Genomic DNA, 18,424 nt, shown 5'->3' with positions numbered 1-18,424 from the left:
GATCGCCGCCGCCGCCGAGCCGGCCGACTGGACGATGGCCGCGATCACCGGCACCGCCGGCCTCGAACCCACCCTCGCCGCGACCCGCAACGGTGGGGCCATCGCGCTCGCCAACAAGGAGGCGCTGGTTTCCGCCGGCGACGTGTTCCTTGCCGCGATCGCCGCCGGCGGAGCGACGCTGCTGCCGGTCGATTCCGAACACAACGCCATCTTCCAGTCGCTCGCCGACGGCAACCGCGCCGCTCTGGAAAAGATCATCCTCACCGCTTCGGGCGGCCCGTTCCGGGAAGCAAGCCTCGACGAGATGAAGGACGCGACGCCGGAGACCGCGCTGAAGCATCCCGTCTGGTCGATGGGTGCGAAGATCTCGATCGATTCCGCCACCCTCTTCAACAAGGGGCTGGAGGTGATCGAGGCCGCGCGCATCTTCGGCCTCGCGCCGCATGAGATCGAGGTGCTGGTGCATCCGCAGTCGATCGTGCATGGCATGGTCTGCTATCGCGACGGATCGGTGCTGGCCCAGATGGGCGCGCCGGACATGCGCATCCCGATCGCCCACACCCTGGCCTGGCCGGCGCGCCTCGCGACCTCCTCGCCCCGGCTCGACCTCGCCGCCGCGGCGCGGCTCGACTTCCTTGCCCCCGATCCGGTGCGCTTCCCGGCGCTCCGTCTTGCGCGCGAGGCACTGGAAGCCGGCCATGGCGCCTCGACGGTGCTCAACGCCGCGAATGAGATCGCGGTTGAGGCGTTCCTGCGCCGGCGGATCGGCTTTCTCGACATCACGGCGGTGGTCGAACGGGTCATGCAGCGCCTCGGCGCGCCCCCGATCGGCGATCTCGCGGCCGTGCTTGCCCTCGATGCCGAAGCGCGCGCCATGGCGGAGGCGGAATTGCGCGCGAAGTCCGACCCGCGCGCGGCGTGACCCCTGTCGCCCGGTGGCCGCAATCCCATATCTCCAAGGCCATTCCAACGGCTGACGACACGAAGGTTCCATGATCGATTTCCTCCGTTCCGCTCTCGGCTTCATCGTCGTGCTCGGCGTGCTGGTGACCGTTCATGAGCTCGGGCATTATCTCGTCGCGCGCTGGCGCGGCGTCACGGTCGAGGCGTTCTCGCTGGGTTTCGGTCCGGCGCTCTTTTCCCGCACGGACCGGCACGGCACGGTCTGGAAAATCTCCGCCATCCCGCTTGGCGGCTATGTGCGGATGAAAGGCTGGGCCGAATTCGGCGCAGAACAGGCCGGTGCGGCCGACCCCGGCAGTTTCGGCTCGAAGCGGCTTTCGGCCCGTGCCGCGGTAGTGGCGGCGGGCCCGGCGGCGAATTTCCTGCTGGCGATCGTGCTGTTCAGCGGCGTCTTCGCCACGGCCGGCGTGCCGACCGTATTGCCCGTCATCAGCAAGGTGATGGCCGGCTCGCCGGCAGCCGCTGCGGGGCTCGCGAAGGGCGACCGGGTCGTGAGCATGAATGGCCAGCCGATCGGCACCTTTGATCAGCTGAGCGCGGTGGTCGCGGCGCACCCAGATGGCAGGATCGCGCTGAGCTATACGCGAAGCGGCGAGACCCACAGCCTGAATCTCACCCTCGGCACCGCGAAGATCGATGGCAAGACAATCGGCCGGCTCGGCATCGAGGGGGCCGATGTGGAAATGCGCCGGCTGTCGCCGCCGCGGGCGATCGTTCGCGGCGTTGCCGTGACCTGGCAGGCGACGGCGGCGACGCTGCACGGTCTCTGGCAGCTGATTGACCAGCACAAGGGGCTGAACCAGCTCGGCGGCCCGGTCCGGATCGCGCAGATCTCGGGCCAGGCGGTGGCGCATGGCCTCGCCGATCTCGTCAGTTTCATGGCGCTGCTCTCGGTCAATCTCGGGTTGATCAACCTCGTGCCGATCCCGGTGCTCGATGGCGGCCATCTGCTGTTCTATGCGGCGGAGGCCGCCGCGGGCCGCGCGCTGCCGCGCCGGGTTCAGGAAATCGCGCTGCAATTCGGCGCCGCACTCCTGGTCTGCCTGATCATCTTCGTCACCTGGCACGATATCGCGCATCTTTTCGGCTGACGCGGCGCCGACCCGGTCCGATTTCGTGCGGGCGGGGCTCACGCAGGACGCCGAAAATTGCGGCAGCACCCGGTTTCACGGCAGCCATGTTGCGCCGGGGTGGTTGCCAAGCGGCGTGTTTTCCCCCATTCGATCCGCCGGATCGGTTACCCAGCGCCCGAGGGAGGCTTGCAATGCGCGTTTATTACGACAGTGATGCCGATGTGAATCTGATCAAGGCGAAGAAGGTCGCCGTGGTCGGTTACGGCAGCCAGGGCCATGCCCATGCCCTGAACCTCAAGGAATCCGGGGTGAAGGAGCTTGTCGTAGCACTCCGCAAGGGCTCGGCCGCGGTGGCCAAGGCCGAGGCCGCCGGCCTTCGGGTGATGACGCCGGAAGAGGCCGCCGCCTGGGCCGATGTGGTGATGATCCTGACGCCGGACGAAGGCCAGGGCGACCTCTACCGCGACAGCCTCGCCGCGAACCTGAAGCCGGGCGCCGCGATCGCCTTCGCGCACGGCCTCAACATCCATTTCAACCTGATCGAGCCGCGCGCGGATATCGACGTGTTCATGATCGCGCCGAAAGGCCCCGGCCACACGGTGCGCAGCGAATACCAGCGCGGCGGCGGCGTGCCCTGCCTTGTCGCGGTCGCGCAGAACCCCTCCGGCAACGCGCTCGACATCGCGCTGTCCTACGCCTCGGCGATTGGCGGCGGCCGCGCCGGCATCATCGAGACCACCTTCAAGGAAGAGTGCGAGACCGACCTGTTCGGCGAGCAGACCGTGCTCTGCGGCGGTCTTGTCGAGCTCATCAAGGCCGGGTTCGAAACGCTGGTCGAAGCCGGCTATGCCCCGGAAATGGCCTATTTCGAGTGCCTTCACGAGGTGAAGCTGATCGTCGACCTCATCTATGAGGGCGGCATCGCCAACATGAACTACTCGATCTCGAACACCGCCGAATATGGCGAATACGTCACCGGTCCGCGGATGATCACGCCGGAGACCAAGGCCGAGATGAAGCGCGTTCTCGACGATATCCAGAAGGGCCGCTTCACCCGCGACTGGATGCTCGAGAACAAGGTGAACCAGACCAACTTCAAGGCGATGCGCCGCGCCAACGCCGCGCACCCGATCGAGGAGGTCGGCGAGAAGCTGCGCGCCATGATGCCCTGGATCAAGAAGGGCGCGCTGGTCGACAAGACCCGCAACTGATCGCGCGCGAAGAGCCGCGCGGCTTTCGCGCCGCGCGCTTCTTCATTACAACGATCCCCGGTCCGCAAGCGCGGCCGGGGATCGTTCGTTTCGAGGGAGGCAGCACATGAAGATCGCCAAGGACGCCACCGAACTGGTTGGCAACACCCCGCTGGTGCGGATCAACCGCCTCGCCGCCGGTCTGCCCGGCACAGTCCTCGCCAAGCTCGAATTTTTCAATCCGGCCAATTCGGTGAAGGACCGCATCGGCGTTGCCATGATCGAGGCGGCGGAGCGCGACGGGTTGCTGAACGCGGACAGCGTGATTGTCGAGCCGACCTCGGGCAATACCGGCATCGCGCTCGCCATGGTCTGCGCGGCGAAGGGCTATCGCTGCATCCTCACCATGCCGGAGACGATGAGCAAGGGGCGCCGCGCGGTGCTGCGCGGCTACGGCGCCGAGGTGGTGCTGACTCCGGGTGCCGAGGGCATGGGCGGGGCAATCGCGAAGGCGAAGGCCATCGCGGCGTCCGGCCCCAATTTCTTCATCCCGCAGCAGTTCGAGAATCCGGCCAATCCGGAAATCCATCGTCGCACTACCGCCGAGGAAATCTGGCGCGATACCGATGGCACGGCGGACATTCTGGTTGCCGGCATCGGCACCGGCGGCACCATCACAGGGGCGGGTCAGGTGCTGAAGCAGCGCAAGCCCTCGTTCCGCTGTGTCGCGGTCGAGCCGGACGCTTCGGCGATCCTCTCCGGCGGGGAGAAGGGGCCGCACATGATCCAGGGGATCGGCGCCGGCTTCGTGCCCGATATTCTTGATACCAGCGTCTATGACGAGGTTGTGCGCGTGACCAACGACCAGGCGCTTGAGATGGCCCGTCGCGCCGCACGCGAGGAGGGGCTGATGGTCGGCATTTCCTCCGGCGCCGCACTGCATGCGGCGATCGAGGTGGCCAGGCGTCCCGAGACCGAGGGCAAGCTGATCGTCGCGATCATCCCCTCCTATGGCGAGCGCTATCTCTCCACCGCCCTGTTCGCCGGCCTCGCCGATTGATCGCCGCGCTCGCACATTTCATCACCAGCGTCATCTCTGCCCTCGGCTATGCCGGGGTCGCGGGGTTGATGGCCCTGGAATCGGCCTGCATTCCACTGCCTTCCGAGATCATCCTGCCGTTTTCCGGCTACCTGGTCTCGACCGGGCGGTTCGATCTCTGGATGGTCGCCCTCGCCGGGGCGATCGGCTGCAATCTCGGGTCCACGGTCGCCTGGGCGGTCGGCTATGTGGGCGGGCGGCCGCTGGTCGAGCGCTGGGGGCGGTACATCCTGCTCGATCAGGGTGAACTCGTGCTGGTCGAGCGGTTTTTCGCGCGATTCGGCGCGGTCACGGTGCTGGTCAGCCGCATGCTGCCCATCGTGCGCACCTATATCGCCCTGCCGGCCGGCATCGCACGGATGAATTTCTGGACGTTCCAGCTCTACACTTTCGTCGGCTCGCTGCCCTGGTGCCTGGGCCTCGCCTATGCCGGACTCAGGCTTGGGCGCGCCTGGGACAGCTCACCGCGCCTGCAGTCGTTCATGCACGGCTTCACCCTGCTCACCGGGCTGGCCATCCTGATCTTTGCCGCCTGGTATGCACGCAAGCTTTGGCGCGATCATCACCCGCGTCGCCGGGACGCCTGATGCGGACGCTGACCCTGCATGTCGGCATGGGCAAGACGGGGACGACAGCGATCCAGAACGCACTGCGTGCCGCGGCCCCGGCGCTGCGCGGCCGCGGTGTGTTCTGCTGCGACCACTGGCTGCTCTCCGGGACGATGGGCGGCAGCGGATTCGCCGGCGCGGACGAGTTCGCCCACTTGCTCGGCGTTGATCCGCCGGGTTTCGCGGCACGACTCGGGCGGATTTTCGATGCCGGCAACGAGATGTTGACGCTCAGCAACGAAATCATCTGGAGCAATGAGGCGCTGGTTTCGGCCTGGGACGCCGTTGGCGCCTTTGCGGCGGACTTCGCCACTGCCGGTGGCTGCGCCCGCATCGTGCTCTATCTTCGCCACCAGCTCGACTGGCTGGTCTCGGCCTATCTGCAATGGTGCGTGAAGGACAAGCTGACGCCGGGCCGGGTGATCGACTTCGAGCGCTATCGCGCCGAATCAGCCGCCCTTCTGGATTATCCCGCCCTTGTCACCCGCTGGCGGCAGGCGGCCTCACCCGCCGAGGTGATCGTCCGGCCCTATGAACCGGGCATCGACGCCGTGGCGGATTTCGCGTCCGTTGCCGGCATCGAGGGGATGCTGGTGGGCGACCGCGCGCACCCGACGCCCGGGTATACGGCGCATGTGCTGACCAAACTGATCGGCGACCAGCACGACGAGCCGCACCTTGCCGGCGACCTGATCGAACTGCTTGCCAGAGCGGGCGTCTACCAGAGGGATTTCCATCCGGTCGATCCGTGCCTGATCGACTTGACGGATGATGCCGCCGCCGCGATCGCCGGCGAATACGACGCGCGGAACGAGGCCCTGATCCCGCTCTGTGGCTTCGCGCCGCGCCGGGGCGGCGTGCCGCCGCAACTTGGCCGCCGGCCGCATTCCGGGCCGGTGAATACCGATCTGATCGCCGCCCTGCTCGAACTCCTGCTCCATCAGCATCGCGAACTCGCGGCCCAGCGCGGCCGGATCGAGGCGCTGGAGGCGCGGCTCGGCACGTAGAGCAGCCTCAGAATGCGAAGCGCGGGGCGACGGCGTCCGGCAGGGTCGAAAACCGTCGCATTTCGACGCGCAGGGCCGCGTCGTCGAGCCCGTCGATGATCCCGGTGCGGACCAGAAGCCCCCGGCAACCCGCCGCGACGGCGCCGGCGATGTCGTGTTCGAGGCTGTCGCCCACGCCGAAGATGCGTGCGTGGGGAACGCCGGGCAACAGAGCGAGGGCGGCGTCGTAGACGTCGGCATGAGGCTTGCCGAACCAGCGCACTGTTCCTCCCGCAGCTTGATAGGCCTCCGCCAGGGCGCCGGCGCCCGGATGCAGCCGGCCGCCCGCGAGCATGAGGCGGTCGGGATTGGTGCAGATCGCCGGCACCCCGCGCGCGGCCGCCGGCGCCATGCGTGACCAAAGCGCATCGTAGCCATGGCGGTCGGCTTCCGATCCGGCGATCATCACCAGGTCGGCTTCTTCGGCCGTTTCGACCGGCGCGATGTCGAAGCCCTCCAGAATGTCGAGCGCCGGATCGCGGGCGAAGAGCAGTACCCGGCAGCGGCGGCGGAGATATGCCGGCGGCGCCGCGCGCAGGACCTGCCAGGCGACCTCGCCGGAGCATAGTGACGCATCGAAGCAGTCAGCGGTGATGCCCATCGCGGCGAGACGGTGGATGTTGTTCGACGCGCGGCGGCCTGAATTGGACAGCAGGATGACGCGCTTGCCCGCCGCGCGCAGCGTCCGCAGCGTTTCGATCGCGCCGGGATAGGGCGTTTCGCCATCGTGGATCGTGCCGAACTGGTCGATCAGGAAGGCATCCGCAGCATCCGCGAGAGCGGCGAGCCCGGAGATGGCGCGGATCGTCATGTGGCGACTCCGTGTCGCGCGAGGCGGGCCGCGCCATAGGCTGCTTCCGTGTGGGTTGCGGCGGTCACCTCGACTCCGATGATCCGGGCGCGCAGTGCGGTCCAGACCGGATTGGCAGCCCCGCCGCCGACGCTGAAAATCCGGCGAACCGGCGGCGCGCCGAGTTCGGCGAGACGCCGATAGGCCTCCGCCTCGATCCGCGCGAGGCCTTCGAGCAGCCCGTGCAGGAAGCGGGCATCGTCGTCCGGCCGCGGTTCGAGCCGGGGCGGCAGCGCCGGATCGCTCACCGGAAAGCGCTCGCCGGGGCTCGGCAGGGGATAGTAGTCGAGTCCCGAATCCCGCGCCGGATCAATGCGCGTCGAGAGTGCCGCGAGTTGGTCGGGCGTGAAGAAACGGGCGAGTACGGCGGCGCCGGCATTCGATGCACCGCCCGGCAGGAAGCACCCGAGCAGGCGGTGGCTGTAGACGCCGAAGGCGGGCGCGGAGACCGGACGTTCCGACAGCAGCTTGACCGTCAGTGTCGAACCCAGGGCGGAAACGCCGTCGCCCGCCGTGTCGGCGCCGGTGGCGAGGAAGGATGCACAGCCATCGGTCGTGCCGGCGACCAGGCGGGCCTCAGGTGAAAAGCCGAAGCGGGTGGCGATATCCGCGCCGACATGGCCCACCGGGGTGCCTGGCTCGACGACGCTGGGCAGCAACGCGAGGTCGAGGCCAGTAGCCGCAACCCACCCGGGCCAGCGGCCGGCGCGCGGATCGTATCCCGATTTCAGCGCGTTGTTGGCATCCGAAACGCCATGCGGCGCGCCGAGACGGTGGGCGATCCAGTCCGCCTCGTGCAGGAAGCCGGCGAGGCCCGGAAGGGAAGCGCGGTCGAGCATACGCGCGAGGGGGGAGGATTGTCCGCGCGCCGGGCTGTCTTCCGGTGCGGCAGCGCTGACGCGCGCGACGGAAGCGGCTTCGGCCTTGTCATTATACAGCGTGGCCAGGCCGATCGGCGTGCCTGACATGTCGGTAGGAATGATCGTGCCGGAGGTGCCATCGACCGCGATGGCCGCGATGCGGCGCGGGTCCAGCGCCGCGCAGAGCGTGTCGAGCGCGGAGGTGACGGCGGACCAGACCGAGGCAGGATCGCGGCGACGTGTGGCGGAGATCGCGGCACGACCCTCGGCGACGATCGTGCCGCTGTCATCGATCGCGATGGCGCGCACGCCCGACGTCCCGAGATCGACCCCGACCACGAGCCGCCCCGCATCCGGCACCTCATCCATTTTGCCGTTCCCCCCGAATCGCTGCCTAATTGTCATTTCGAATATTCAACATTGAATATTTCAGCATTTTTCTCAGGATATATCCGACATTGCACGCGTATACATAATTTCTTGCTGCGTCGCAGCGACGATTTCCGTTGACAACGTCTGTAAACCGAATATTTCTCCGTGTCGATACAAAATTATTCAGGAGAGGAAGCACGGTGGCACGGTCCAGCCGACGATTGGGCAACGACGATATGGAACTCGCCACAAGGGTGGCGTGGCTCTACTACGAGTGCTCGATGACCCAGTCGGAAATCGGTGCCGCGCTGGGTATGCCGCAGACGCGCGTCCAGCGATTGATCGCGCGGGCGATGGCGAGCGGCATTGTCCGTATCTCGATCGGCGGTGCGGTTGCGTCCTGTGTGACGCTCGAGCGGCGGCTTACCGAACGCTACGGGCTCGATTTCTGCCGGGTCGTGCCGACGCCGCCCGACCCCGAGGGGCTTTTTTCCGCACTCGGGCGTGCCGGCGCCGACTATCTCGCCGAAGTATTCGAAACCCGCCGTCACACCGTATTCGGTGTTGGCCACGGACGAACGGTTGCCGCGGCGGTCGATCATCTCGAAGCCGTGCCGTTTCCCGAACTGACCGTGGTCTCCGTGCTCGGTGATGTGCCGCGCCGCGTCGGCACCAACCCGTTCGACGTGGTTCATGCCCTTGCACAGAAGACGGGCGCTGCCGCCTATCTGCCGCCCGTTCCGTTCTATGCCAACACGCCGGAGGACCGCGCCGTGCTGTTTCGTCAGCGCGGCGTCGCCGACGCGTTCCGTCTCGCGGCGGATGCGGGGCTGTTTCTGCTGGGCATCGGCGAGGTCAAGCCATCGGCCTTTCTCGGGATGAGCGGCATGGTGCTCGAAGCTGAATTCGCCGCTGCGCGGCGGGATGGCGCCGTGGCCGAACTACTCGGCACCTTTTTCGATGCTGCGGGCCAGCGAGTCGAAACCGAATTGCAGGATCGTGTCATCGCCATCGATCCCGAGGTGATGCGCGGCCGCGAAGTGATCGCGATGGCGGGTGGAACTGCCAAGCGCCGCGCGATCGATGCCGCACTGAAGAGCGGCATCGTTACGGCATTCATTACCGATGAAGAAACTGCCTCGGCGCTTGCCGACGACATGTCGTCGCCGGACACCTCCGAGGACCAGACCAGAGAATGGGAGGACCAATGACTGACAAGATCAAGGATCTGGCCGCCGATTTCGTGAACGGCAACATCTCTCGCCGCGATTTCGCGCGGCGTGCGGGCGCGCTCGGCGTCGGTGCCGCTGCCGTGAATTTCGCCCTGGGCGGGGCAGTCACGCAGGCGATGGCCGCGGACTTCAACTGGCAGGCTCACAAGGGCAAGAAGCTGCGCCTGCTTCTCAATAAGCATCCCTATGCCGACGCGATGATCGCCGACCTCGCGCATTTCAAGGCGATGACCGGGATCGATGTGGAGTACGACATCTTTCCGGAAGACGTGTATTTCGACAAGGTGACGGCGGCACTCTCCTCGCATTCGAACCGTTACGACGTGCTGATGACCGGCGCTTACCAGACCTGGCAATATGGCCCGGCGCGATGGCTTGTCGACATGAACGAATACCTCAAGGATTCGTCGAAGACCGCGCCGAATTACGACTTCAACGGCATCATCGAAAATCTCCGCAAGTCCGATGCGTGGTCCGGCAAGCCGGGTGAGGCCCTGGGCAGCAAGAACGCCAAGCAATGGGCGATACCGCTCGGGTTCGAGCTCTACAACATCAGCTACAACAAGCGTATCTTCGACAAGCTCAAGCTGGAGCCGCCGAAGAACCTGCCGGACATGATCGAGATCGGCACGAAGATCACCAAGGATGCCGGCGGCGCCTACGGTGTCTCCGTGCGTGGCAGCCGGTCCTGGGCAACGATCCATCCTGGTTATCTTTCGGCCTACACCAATTACGGCGCGAAGGATTTCGACGTTTCCGCGAAGGGCATGAAATCGGTCGTCAATTCCGCGCAGAGCAAGGAGATGAACAAGCTCTGGGTCGAGATGATCCAGAAATGCGGTCCAAAGAACTGGGCGACCTATACGTGGTACGAAGTCGCGCAGGATCTCGGCGCCGGCCGCTGCGGCATGATCTACGATGCCAATATCATCGGCTTCTTCGAGAACGGTCCCGGCAACAAGGAATCCGGCCATATTGGTTACGCGCCCTTCGTGCCGAATCCGAAGATGGACCACTCCACCTCCAATGTCTGGATATGGTCGCTGGCGATGAGCAGCTTCTCGCACCAGAAGGATGCCGCCTGGTATTTCATCCAGTGGGCGAGCGGCAAGAATTTCGGGATCTTTGGCGGCGTCAAGAAGCAGCTTGTCGATCCCGTGCGTGAAACCACCTGGAAGGATCCCGCCTTCAAGGCGCGGCTCGACAAGAATTATCCAGGCTTCTACAGCGCATTCGAAAAATCGCTGCCCGACGCCAAGATCTACTTCACCCCGCAGCCGCTCTTCTTCAATGTCACCACCGAGTGGGCGGCGGCACTGCAGCGCATGGTCGCCAAGGAGGTCAGCGTTGATGAGGGCCTCGACAAGCTCGCCGCGCATATCGATCACGAAATGAAGAGCGCCGGAATCTGAAGGCGCCGGCGCGGCATGATCACGGCTCCCGTCGTGCCGCGCCACTCCCTATCCTCCAGCGGAACAGAGCTCGATGTCCGAGACCGTCATTGATGGGCAAACGCATCCTGCCCGCGTCACCCGGCGCGGCACGGTGCTGCCCTATCTGCTCAGCCTGCCGGCGCTGCTCGTCTGCATCGGCATTCTCGTCCCGTTTTTCACGGCGGCGTATTACAGCCTGGAAGCCTATAACATGGCGTTTCCGGCCGGCCGGCATTTCGTGGGGATCGGCAACTACATAGATCTCTTCACAAGTTCCGACTTTCTCCACACGATCGCGGTTTCCATGATCTACATGGGCGCCAGCGTCATTCTCGAACTTCTGCTCGGCCTCGGAATCGCGATGCTGCTGCGCGAGCGCACACGCATCAACAATATCATCTCGGTCGCGCTGCTGCTGCCGCTGATGGTGGCGCCGGTCATCGCCTCGCTGATCTGGAAGTTGATGACCAATCCGAATTTCGGGGTCTATGCCTGGATCGTCAACGGACTTGGGTTCACCGGCTTCCGCTGGGCCTCCGACCCGAGCACGGCCATGTTCAGCGTCGTGCTGATCGACATCTGGGTGAACACCCCGTTCATCATGATCCTGTTGCTCGCCGGGCTGCGTTCGCTGCCGACCCAGCCTTTCGAGGCCGCCCGGCTCGATGGCGTGCCCGCGCGCTTCGTCTTCTTCCGGATCACGCTGCCGATGCTGATGCCCTACATCATCACGGCGACGCTCTTCCGCCTGCTGTCGGCCATCCAGGAATTCTCGATCGTTTACGGCATGACGCAGGGTGGGCCTGGCAATGCGCTGATGGTGTTCCAGGTGCGCGCCTATGTCGATTTCTACCAGAACACGAATGTCGGCCGTTCGGCTGCGATCCTGATGGTGCTGTGGGCCATTACCTTCGTGCTCTCCAAGCTCTTCGTCAATCAATGGCACAAGATGCGGGAAAGGAACCATGCCGGTGCATGACCGCTCCCTGCGGCTGCTTCGTGGCGCCGCTCTCACGCTCATCGTCCTGTTCTTCATGTTTCCGATCTTCTGGATCGCGGTCATGTCGTTGCAGACGAATTCGCAGATTCTCTCGCTGCCGCCGAAGCTGGTCTTCAGCCCGACGCTCTCGAACTACATCGCGCTGATCACCGGCCGGCTCAGCACCTCCGTCGGCCAGTTGAACATCGCCTTCATGCACAACCTGTTCAACTCGTTCCTGCTGTCGTCCTGTTCGGTGGTGCTCGCGCTCATCCTCGGCGTTCCCGCCGCCTATGCCTTCGCGCGCTTCAAGTTCCGCCTCGGGGAGGACATGGCCTTCACGCTGCTCTCGCTGAAATTCGCGCCGCCGCTGCTCGTGCTTCTGCCGCTCTCGCTCGAGTTCCAGCAGATCGGCCTCGACAATACCTATGCCGGGCTGATCTGGATCTACCAGCTCATCACCCTGCCGCTGATCCTCTGGATCGTGCGCGGCTATTTCGAGGATGTCAGTCCGGACATCGAGAATGCCTACCGGGTGGACGGCCATTCCTGGTTCCGAGGCTTCGTGAAGATCGCGATCCCGCTGGCGGGGCCGGGCATCGCGGCGGCGGGCCTGCTCTCCTTCATCTTCGCCTGGAACAACTTCATCTTCGCGCTGGTGCTGGCGTCAGGCTCGAAGCAGCCGGTCACGGTCGGGGCGCTCGCCTTCGTCACCGCGTCGGGCATTCAATACGGTCAGATAGCGGCGGCTGTCGTGCTGTCGATCATTCCGACCTTCGCGATCGCGCTTTACGCGCAGCGCTGGCTGGTCGAGGGGCTGAGCCTCGGGGCGGTGAAGGGATGAGCGCGCTCTCGGTTTCAGGATTGTCGGTCCGGTTCGGCACGCACGAGGTGCTCCGCGATGTCGCGCTCGATGTCGCGCCGTCCGAGCGGGTCGTTCTGTTCGGTCCGTCCGGCGTCGGCAAGACGGTGATGCTCCGCGCGATCGCCGGGCTTGAGCCGAATGCGCGCGGCCGTGTGCTGCTGCAGGGGCGGGATGTTTCCGATGCCGCACCCGAAGCGCGGCATATCGGCGTCGCCTTCCAGAACTTCGCGCTCTATCCGCACATGTCGGCGCGCGAGAACATCGCGAGTCCGCTGCGGGCGCAGAAGCGCGATGCGGCGGAGATCGCGCGCCGCGTCGACGCGGTGGCGGAATTGCTGCGCATCGGCCATGTGCTCGACCATGCGCCGCGCGCGCTTTCCAACGGGCAGAAACAGCGCACGGCGCTGGCCCGCGCGCTGGTCGGCGAGCCGCGGCTGATCCTGTTCGATGATCCGCTCCGCAACGTCGATGCCAAGCTGCGCTACGAGATGCGGATCGAGCTGCCGCGCCTGCTTGCCGCGCGCGAAACGGCTTCGGTTTATGTGACGCAGGATTTCCGCGAGGCGATGGCGATGGGCGAGCGCGTCGCCGTGCTGCTCGATGGCACCATCGTGCAGTGCGCGCCGGCGGCGGAGGTCTATGACAATCCGGCGACGATCGCGGTCGCGCGGCTGTTCGGCGATCCGCCGATGAACCTGATCCCCGCGCGCGGGGTGGCTGCCGGCGGCGGCTGCCGGGTGAACGTCGCGGGTCTCGCTTTCGGTTTTGCCGCGGCATCCCCGGCCGAGCCGGTTTTCGGAGTCCGCCCCGAGGCGGTCACGCTGCACGACGTCGGCAGCCCTGGCCGCGTGCCGGCCCGTGTGCTCGCGGTGACGCCGATGAACGAGCGGCAGATCGTCCTGTTGCGCCTGGCGGACGGCACCGAACTGGTGGCGAGCGAGGCCGCCGCACCCGCCGCGACGGAACTTCATGTCGGCATCGCCCCCGGGGCGGGCACGCTGTTCGACGCGGCGAGCGGCCTCGCGGTCGCGACATCCCCGGTCGCCGAGGAGGTGAGCGCATGAGTCTCGTTCTCGAAAACGTCGACAAGATCTACGGCGAGGGTTCGCGCCATCCCGTCCACGCCGTCCGCACCATGAATCTCGACATCGCGGACGGCGAGATCATCGCGCTGCTCGGCTCATCCGGCTGCGGCAAGACCTCGACGCTGCGCATGGTTGCCGGGTTCGAAACGGTCAGCCACGGCACGATCAATCTGGCCGGCAGGCGGATCGACACGCTGCCCCCCGCCCGCCGCGGCGTGGCCATGGCGTTCGAGGGCTACGCGCTCTATCCGCCGCTGACCATCGCCGAGAATATCGGCTTTGCCCTTCGCGGCGAACGGCGGGACAAGGCGGCGGTGGAACAGGAAGTGCGCGAGGTGGCCGACCTGCTCGAAATCGGCCCGATCCTCGGCCGCAAGCCCAACGGGCTGTCCGGCGGCCAGCAGCAACGCGCCTCGCTTGCCCGGGCGCTGATCCGCCGCGCCGACCTGCACCTGCTCGACGAGCCGATGGGCCAGCTGGAGCCGCAGTTGCGCGCCGTGCTGCGCGGCCGGGTGAAGGCGCGCATCAAGGAGCGCGGCTACACCGCCGTTCTCGTCACCCACGACCAGGGCGAGGCGAACGCGATGGCGGACCGGATCGCGGTGATGGAAGCCGGCGTGTTGCAGCAGTTCGGCTCGCCGGCGGATCTGCGCGAGCGGCCCGCCAATCTCTTCGTCGGCACCTTTTTCGGTGAGCCGCCGATGAACACGCTGCCGGGCCGCGCGACCGCGCAGGGGTTCGAGGCGCTCGATGAAGCCGGCGCGGTGGCGCTGCGGATTCTCGCGCCACTGCCTCCGGGGATCGAGCCGGGCCGTGACGTGGTGCTGGGCCTCAGGCCCCACCGGCTGCATCTCGGCACCGGGGCGTTCCAGGGCGAGGTCGTCTCGAACCAGTGGCTCGGTGATCAGGCGCATGTCGCGATCGAGGCGGCGGGGCGGATGCTGATCGGCATTCATCCCGAGCGCTTCGGCGCGCGTCTCGGCAGCACCGTGCCCTTCGGTTTCGATCCCGCCGATCTGCATGTGTTCGACAAGGCGAGCGGTATCGCGCTCGCGCATGGAGCCGTGTCATGACAAAGCAGGTGATTGTCGCGCTCGATGCCGGAACCTCGGTGCTCAAGGCCGTTGCCTTCGACATCGAGGGCCGGCCGGTGGCCCTCGAATCAAGGCAGAACCACTATGTCGAGGACGGGCGTGGCGGTGTCGAGCAGGACATGGAGGCGACCTGGGACGCCGCCGCGGCGGTGATCGCCGGCCTCGTCGCCAGGCTCGAAGGCGCCGAGGTGGTCGGCCTCGCGGTCACCGGGCAGGGTGACGGCACCTGGCTGATCGACGCCGCCGGCGCGCCGGTCGGCCCCGCGCTGCTCTGGCTGGATGCGCGGGCGGGCGCGATCATCGAGGATATTCGCGCCGATGCCCGCGGGCGCGCGATCTTCGCCGAATCCGGCACCGGTCCCGCCGCCTGCCAGCAATCCGGCCAGCTTCTGTGGCTGCGCGCGAACCGGCCCGGACAGCTCGCCCGCGCAGCCACCGCCCTGCACTGCAAGGACTGGCTCTATTTCCGCCTCACCGGCACCCGCGCGACCGACCCCTCCGAAGGCTGCTTCACCTTCGGCTCGTGGCGAAGCCGCGCCTATTCCGATACGGTGATCGATGCATTCGGCCTGCGTCCCGAGGCCGGCAAGCTGCCCCCGATCGTCGATGGGGTGACGACGCATCACCCGCTATCCGCCGATGCCGCGGCCCGGCTCGGCATCCCGGCCGGCACGCCGGTCGTGCTCGGCTATGTCGACGTGCTGTGCAGCGCCCTTGGTGCCGGTCTCTACGGGATCGACGCCGATTCCGGCACCTCGATCATCGGCAGCACGGGCATGAACATCCGCCTCGCCGACGATGATTTCGAACGCCCGGCCGATGCGCCGCTGAGCGGCTACCGAATGGTCTTCCCGGTGCCGGGCAAGACGGCGCTGCTGCAATCCACCCTGGCGGCGACGCTGAATATCGACTGGCTGGTCGGCATTGCCGGGCAGGCCCTGCGTCTGGCCGGGCACGAGCCGGATTCCGCCGCCCTCCTCGCGGCCCTCGATGCCGCGGTGCCTGCGGCCCCACCGGCGGTTGCGGTCTGGCACCCCTACATCTCGGCCGGCGGCGAGCGCGGCCCGTTCACCGATGCGCGGGCGAGGGCGAGCCTCGCCGGCATCGGCCGCGGGCTCGACCTGCCCGGCATGATGCGCGGCATCTATGAAGGCCTCGCCCTCGCGGCGGCGGACTGTTATGCGGCGATCGGCGGCGCGCCCGAGATCATCAGCCTGACCGGCGGCGCGTCGCGCTCGGCGGCGATGCGGCAGATCTTCGCCGCGATGCTCGGCCGCAAGGTGCGAATCGTCAAGGAACACGGCAGCGGGGCGCTGGGGGCGGCGATGATCGCCTCCGTCTCGCTCGGCATCATGCCCGACCTTGCGACCTGCGCGCGCGCCTGGATTGCGCCGTTGCTCGGCGAACCCGAATTGCCCGACCCGGCGCTGATGGCGCGCTACGAGGGGCTACTCCCCATCTATCAGGAGGCCAGGCTCGCCAACGCGCCGTTCTGGCACCGGTTTGCTTCGTTCGGAGAGAAATTCCATGGCGGCTGAGAAACGCGACTGCGCCGTGATCGGTGACAATTTCATGCGTCCCGAGATGTTCGCGCGCGCCATCGCGGCGCGCTGCGGCGATGCGCTCGCGCTTCGCTCGATGACGCTGCCCTGGCCGGATGAGCCGATGGAGCATGGCTATGCGAAGCCGGGCATGGACGGGCTGAAGGAATACCAGGGTGATCCGGACGAGATCGCCGCCTTCGTGGGCGATGCGGAGATCCTCGTCACCCATCTCGCCCCGGTTTCCGCGCAGATGCTGGAGCGGATGACGCATCTGCGGCTTATCGCGGTATCGCGCGGCGGGCCGGTCAATATCGACATGGAAGCCGCCCGGTTGCGCCAGATCCGCGTCGTCAACACGCCGGGCCGCAATGCCAGCGCAGTTGCCGAATTCACCATCGGCGCCATCCTCGCGCAGACGCGGCTGATCGGCGCGGGGCACGATTCGCTGCGCCGGCGCGACTGGCGCGGCGATCTCTACCGCGCCGACCTCACCGGCCGCGAGCTGTCGGAAATGACCGTCGGCATCATCGGCTATGGTCAGATCGGCACCCGCGTCGTCCGCCTGCTCAAGCCCTTCGGCTGCCGCATCCTGGTGCATGATCCCTATGTCGGGCTCGCTGCGGCGGATCTTGCCGATGGTGTCGCGCCGGCCTCGCTGGAAACGCTGTTGGCCGAATCGGATGTCGTCACCTTGCATCCGCGGGTGACGGCGGAGACGACCGGGATGATGAACGCCGCCCGCCTCGCGGTCATGAAGCCAGGCGCCTATCTGGTCAACACCGCGCGCGGCCCGCTGCTCGACTATGCGGCGCTCGAGGACGCGCTGCGGCGCGGCCATCTCGCGGGCGCGGCGCTCGACACATTCGGCATCGAACCGGTCCCGGCCGACTGGGGCCTGCTCGACCTGCCGAACGTGACCCTGACGCCGCACATCGCCGGCGCCTCGGTGAAGACCGTAACGATCGCCGCCGAGGCCGCCGCCGAGGAACTGCGCCGCTTTCTCGCCGGCGAGCCGCCGCTCAATCCCTGCTGACGTCCCGTTAACAGACAAAGACTGAAAGGCTCCCCCGACATGAGCGACCTCGACCTTCGCAAGGCCCTGATCTCCGCCTGCCAGCAGATGAACGCGCTGGGCATCAACCAGGGCACGTCCGGCAACATCAGCGTCCGCCACGGCGACACGATGCTGATCTCGCCCTCCGCCACGCCCTATCACCTGATCGAGCCCGACATGATCGCCGCCATGCCGATCGAGGGCGAATACGGCGCCTGGACGGGCAAGCTGAAACCTTCGACCGAATGGCGCTTCCATCTCGACATCATGCGCGCCCGGCCTGAAGTGAACGCGATCGTCCACAGCCACCCCACCTTCGCGACCACGCTCGCCATCGCCCGGCGGGACATCGAGGCCTGCCACTACATGGTCGCGGCCTTTGGCGGGGTCGATGTGCGTTGCGCTCCCTATGCCACGTTCGGCACCAAGGAGCTTTCGGTGCATGCGCTGAAGGCGCTGGAAGGACGCATGGGCTGCCTGCTCGCCAATCACGGCATGATCGTGCTCGGCGAAAATCTCGACAAGGCGATGTGGCGCGCGGTCGAGCTCGAAACCATTTCGCGGCAGTATTACCACGCGCTCGTGCTCGGCAAGCCGCACATCCTCAGCGCCGCCGACATCGACGCAACGCTGGCCCAGTTCTCCGGCTACGGCCTGCAGGATGACGCCGGAGCCGATGCCGCATGAATGCCGACTACGATCTCCTGGTCATCGGCGGCGGCATCAACGGCGCGGGCATTGCCCGCGATGCCGCCGGCCGCGGCCTGAAAACCCTGCTCTGCGAGAAGGGCGATTTCGCCGAGGGCACGTCGTCGCGCTCGGGCAAGCTCGTGCATGGCGGGTTGCGCTATCTCGAATACTACGAGTTCCGCCTGGTGCGCGAGGCGCTGATCGAGCGCGAGGTGCTGCTGCGCGCCGCGCCGCACATCGTCTGGCCGATGCGCTTCGTGCTGCCGCACAGCCCGGAGCAGCGCCCGGCCTGGATGATCCGCCTCGGCCTGTTTCTCTACGATCATCTCGGCGGGCGCGAGAAGCTGCCCGGCACCCGCCCGCTCGACCTGCGCCGCGCGCCCGAGG

General features: G+C 66.8%; 18 protein-coding genes. 16 read left to right on the top strand and 2 right to left on the bottom strand.

Going from position 1 to position 18,424, the window contains the following annotated elements:
- The 6 genes from dxr to APM_RS06820 form a co-directional block, all read left to right on the top strand.
- The coding region (gene dxr / locus APM_RS06845; protein WP_007422624.1) for a 1-deoxy-D-xylulose-5-phosphate reductoisomerase at window positions 1-922 on the top strand (922 nt) is incomplete at its 5' end.
- Window positions 923-992: 70 nt separating this feature from the next.
- The gene (rseP, locus tag APM_RS06840) at window positions 993-2,054 is read left to right on the top strand and encodes an RIP metalloprotease RseP (protein ID WP_007422623.1); all 1,062 of its coding nucleotides are present in this window, start codon (window positions 993-995) and stop codon (window positions 2,052-2,054) included.
- Between the two features lie 173 nt (window positions 2,055-2,227).
- Window positions 2,228-3,247, top strand: a complete 1,020-nt coding sequence (gene ilvC / locus APM_RS06835; RefSeq protein ID WP_007422622.1) for a ketol-acid reductoisomerase — start codon at window positions 2,228-2,230, stop codon at window positions 3,245-3,247.
- Between the two features lie 106 nt (window positions 3,248-3,353).
- Entirely contained in the window at window positions 3,354-4,286 is a 933-nt protein-coding gene (gene cysK, locus APM_RS06830; protein WP_007422621.1) for a cysteine synthase A, read from the top strand.
- Entirely contained in the window at window positions 4,283-4,912 is a 630-nt protein-coding gene (locus APM_RS06825) for a DedA family protein (RefSeq protein ID WP_007422620.1), read from the top strand. Before cysK ends, APM_RS06825 begins: the two co-directional genes overlap by 4 nt.
- On the top strand, window positions 4,912-5,940 hold the full coding sequence (locus APM_RS06820; protein ID WP_007422619.1) for a hypothetical protein: 1,029 nt from the start codon (window positions 4,912-4,914) through the stop codon (window positions 5,938-5,940). Before APM_RS06825 ends, APM_RS06820 begins: the two co-directional genes overlap by 1 nt.
- A 7-nt stretch (window positions 5,941-5,947) precedes the next feature.
- Here the strand turns inward: APM_RS06820 and APM_RS06815 are convergent, their stop codons facing one another.
- Together APM_RS06815 and APM_RS06810 are read right to left on the bottom strand one after the other, a co-directional pair.
- A complete protein-coding gene (locus tag APM_RS06815) occupies window positions 5,948-6,790 on the bottom strand; it encodes a TIGR01459 family HAD-type hydrolase (RefSeq protein ID WP_007422618.1) in 843 nt (280 codons plus the stop codon).
- The gene (locus APM_RS06810) at window positions 6,787-8,058 is read right to left on the bottom strand and encodes an FGGY-family carbohydrate kinase (protein WP_007422617.1); all 1,272 of its coding nucleotides are present in this window, start codon (window positions 8,056-8,058) and stop codon (window positions 6,787-6,789) included. The genes APM_RS06815 and APM_RS06810 overlap by 4 nt, the downstream gene beginning before the upstream one ends.
- Window positions 8,059-8,261: 203 nt before the next feature.
- Here APM_RS06810 and APM_RS06805 point away from each other — a divergent pair, with 203 nt between their 5' ends.
- The 10 genes from APM_RS06805 to APM_RS06760 all read left to right on the top strand — a co-directional run.
- On the top strand, window positions 8,262-9,272 hold the full coding sequence (locus tag APM_RS06805; RefSeq protein WP_012040146.1) for a sugar-binding transcriptional regulator: 1,011 nt from the start codon (window positions 8,262-8,264) through the stop codon (window positions 9,270-9,272).
- Complete coding sequence (locus tag APM_RS06800; protein WP_012040147.1) at window positions 9,269-10,705, top strand: ABC transporter substrate-binding protein; 1,437 nt, start codon at window positions 9,269-9,271, stop codon at window positions 10,703-10,705. The genes APM_RS06805 and APM_RS06800 overlap by 4 nt, the downstream gene beginning before the upstream one ends.
- Before the next feature lie 73 nt (window positions 10,706-10,778).
- A complete protein-coding gene (locus tag APM_RS06795; protein WP_007422614.1) occupies window positions 10,779-11,705 on the top strand; it encodes a carbohydrate ABC transporter permease in 927 nt (308 codons plus the stop codon).
- Window positions 11,692-12,549 carry a carbohydrate ABC transporter permease gene (locus APM_RS06790; RefSeq protein WP_012040148.1) on the top strand — a complete coding sequence of 286 codons (858 nt, stop codon included), beginning with the start codon at window positions 11,692-11,694 and terminating at the stop codon, window positions 12,547-12,549. The genes APM_RS06795 and APM_RS06790 overlap by 14 nt, the downstream gene beginning before the upstream one ends.
- Window positions 12,546-13,634 carry an ABC transporter ATP-binding protein gene (locus tag APM_RS06785; protein ID WP_007422612.1) on the top strand — a complete coding sequence of 363 codons (1,089 nt, stop codon included), beginning with the start codon at window positions 12,546-12,548 and terminating at the stop codon, window positions 13,632-13,634. The genes APM_RS06790 and APM_RS06785 overlap by 4 nt, the downstream gene beginning before the upstream one ends.
- On the top strand, window positions 13,631-14,728 hold the full coding sequence (locus tag APM_RS06780; RefSeq protein WP_007422611.1) for an ABC transporter ATP-binding protein: 1,098 nt from the start codon (window positions 13,631-13,633) through the stop codon (window positions 14,726-14,728). Before APM_RS06785 ends, APM_RS06780 begins: the two co-directional genes overlap by 4 nt.
- Complete coding sequence (locus APM_RS06775; RefSeq protein ID WP_007422610.1) at window positions 14,725-16,287, top strand: FGGY-family carbohydrate kinase; 1,563 nt, start codon at window positions 14,725-14,727, stop codon at window positions 16,285-16,287. The genes APM_RS06780 and APM_RS06775 overlap by 4 nt, the downstream gene beginning before the upstream one ends.
- Complete coding sequence (locus APM_RS06770) at window positions 16,277-17,326, top strand: 2-hydroxyacid dehydrogenase (protein ID WP_007422609.1); 1,050 nt, start codon at window positions 16,277-16,279, stop codon at window positions 17,324-17,326. The genes APM_RS06775 and APM_RS06770 overlap by 11 nt, the downstream gene beginning before the upstream one ends.
- 39 nt (window positions 17,327-17,365) lie before the next feature.
- Entirely contained in the window at window positions 17,366-18,034 is a 669-nt protein-coding gene (locus APM_RS06765; protein ID WP_007422608.1) for a class II aldolase/adducin family protein, read from the top strand.
- On the top strand, window positions 18,031-18,424 hold a 394-nt coding region (locus tag APM_RS06760), incomplete at its 3' end, for an FAD-dependent oxidoreductase (protein WP_007422607.1). The genes APM_RS06765 and APM_RS06760, both read left to right, overlap by 4 nt.

The organism is Acidiphilium sp. PM, from assembly GCF_000219295.1.
Lineage (GTDB): Bacteria > Pseudomonadota > Alphaproteobacteria > Acetobacterales > Acetobacteraceae > Acidiphilium > Acidiphilium multivorum.
The sequence above is the reverse complement of the archived record's forward strand: the minus strand, read 5'-3'. Positions and strand labels throughout refer to the sequence as shown.

What these genes read in the sequence shown, in the direction of transcription:
- APM_RS06765 (WP_007422608.1), top strand. Translation starts at nt 17,366, where the DNA reads ATGAGCGACCTCGACCTTCGCAAGGCCCTGATCTCCGCCTGCCAGCAG.
- APM_RS06810 (WP_007422617.1), bottom strand. Translation starts at nt 8,058, where the DNA reads ATGGATGAGGTGCCGGATGCGGGGCGGCTCGTGGTCGGGGTCGATCTC.
- cysK (WP_007422621.1), top strand. Translation starts at nt 3,354, where the DNA reads ATGAAGATCGCCAAGGACGCCACCGAACTGGTTGGCAACACCCCGCTG.
- rseP (WP_007422623.1), top strand. Translation starts at nt 993, where the DNA reads ATGATCGATTTCCTCCGTTCCGCTCTCGGCTTCATCGTCGTGCTCGGC.
- APM_RS06770 (WP_007422609.1), top strand. Translation starts at nt 16,277, where the DNA reads ATGGCGGCTGAGAAACGCGACTGCGCCGTGATCGGTGACAATTTCATG.
- APM_RS06780 (WP_007422611.1), top strand. Translation starts at nt 13,631, where the DNA reads ATGAGTCTCGTTCTCGAAAACGTCGACAAGATCTACGGCGAGGGTTCG.
- APM_RS06795 (WP_007422614.1), top strand. Translation starts at nt 10,779, where the DNA reads ATGTCCGAGACCGTCATTGATGGGCAAACGCATCCTGCCCGCGTCACC.
- APM_RS06785 (WP_007422612.1), top strand. Translation starts at nt 12,546, where the DNA reads ATGAGCGCGCTCTCGGTTTCAGGATTGTCGGTCCGGTTCGGCACGCAC.
- APM_RS06775 (WP_007422610.1), top strand. Translation starts at nt 14,725, where the DNA reads ATGACAAAGCAGGTGATTGTCGCGCTCGATGCCGGAACCTCGGTGCTC.
- APM_RS06820 (WP_007422619.1), top strand. Translation starts at nt 4,912, where the DNA reads ATGCGGACGCTGACCCTGCATGTCGGCATGGGCAAGACGGGGACGACA.
- APM_RS06800 (WP_012040147.1), top strand. Translation starts at nt 9,269, where the DNA reads ATGACTGACAAGATCAAGGATCTGGCCGCCGATTTCGTGAACGGCAAC.
- APM_RS06815 (WP_007422618.1), bottom strand. Translation starts at nt 6,790, where the DNA reads ATGACGATCCGCGCCATCTCCGGGCTCGCCGCTCTCGCGGATGCTGCG.
- ilvC (WP_007422622.1), top strand. Translation starts at nt 2,228, where the DNA reads ATGCGCGTTTATTACGACAGTGATGCCGATGTGAATCTGATCAAGGCG.
- APM_RS06790 (WP_012040148.1), top strand. Translation starts at nt 11,692, where the DNA reads ATGCCGGTGCATGACCGCTCCCTGCGGCTGCTTCGTGGCGCCGCTCTC.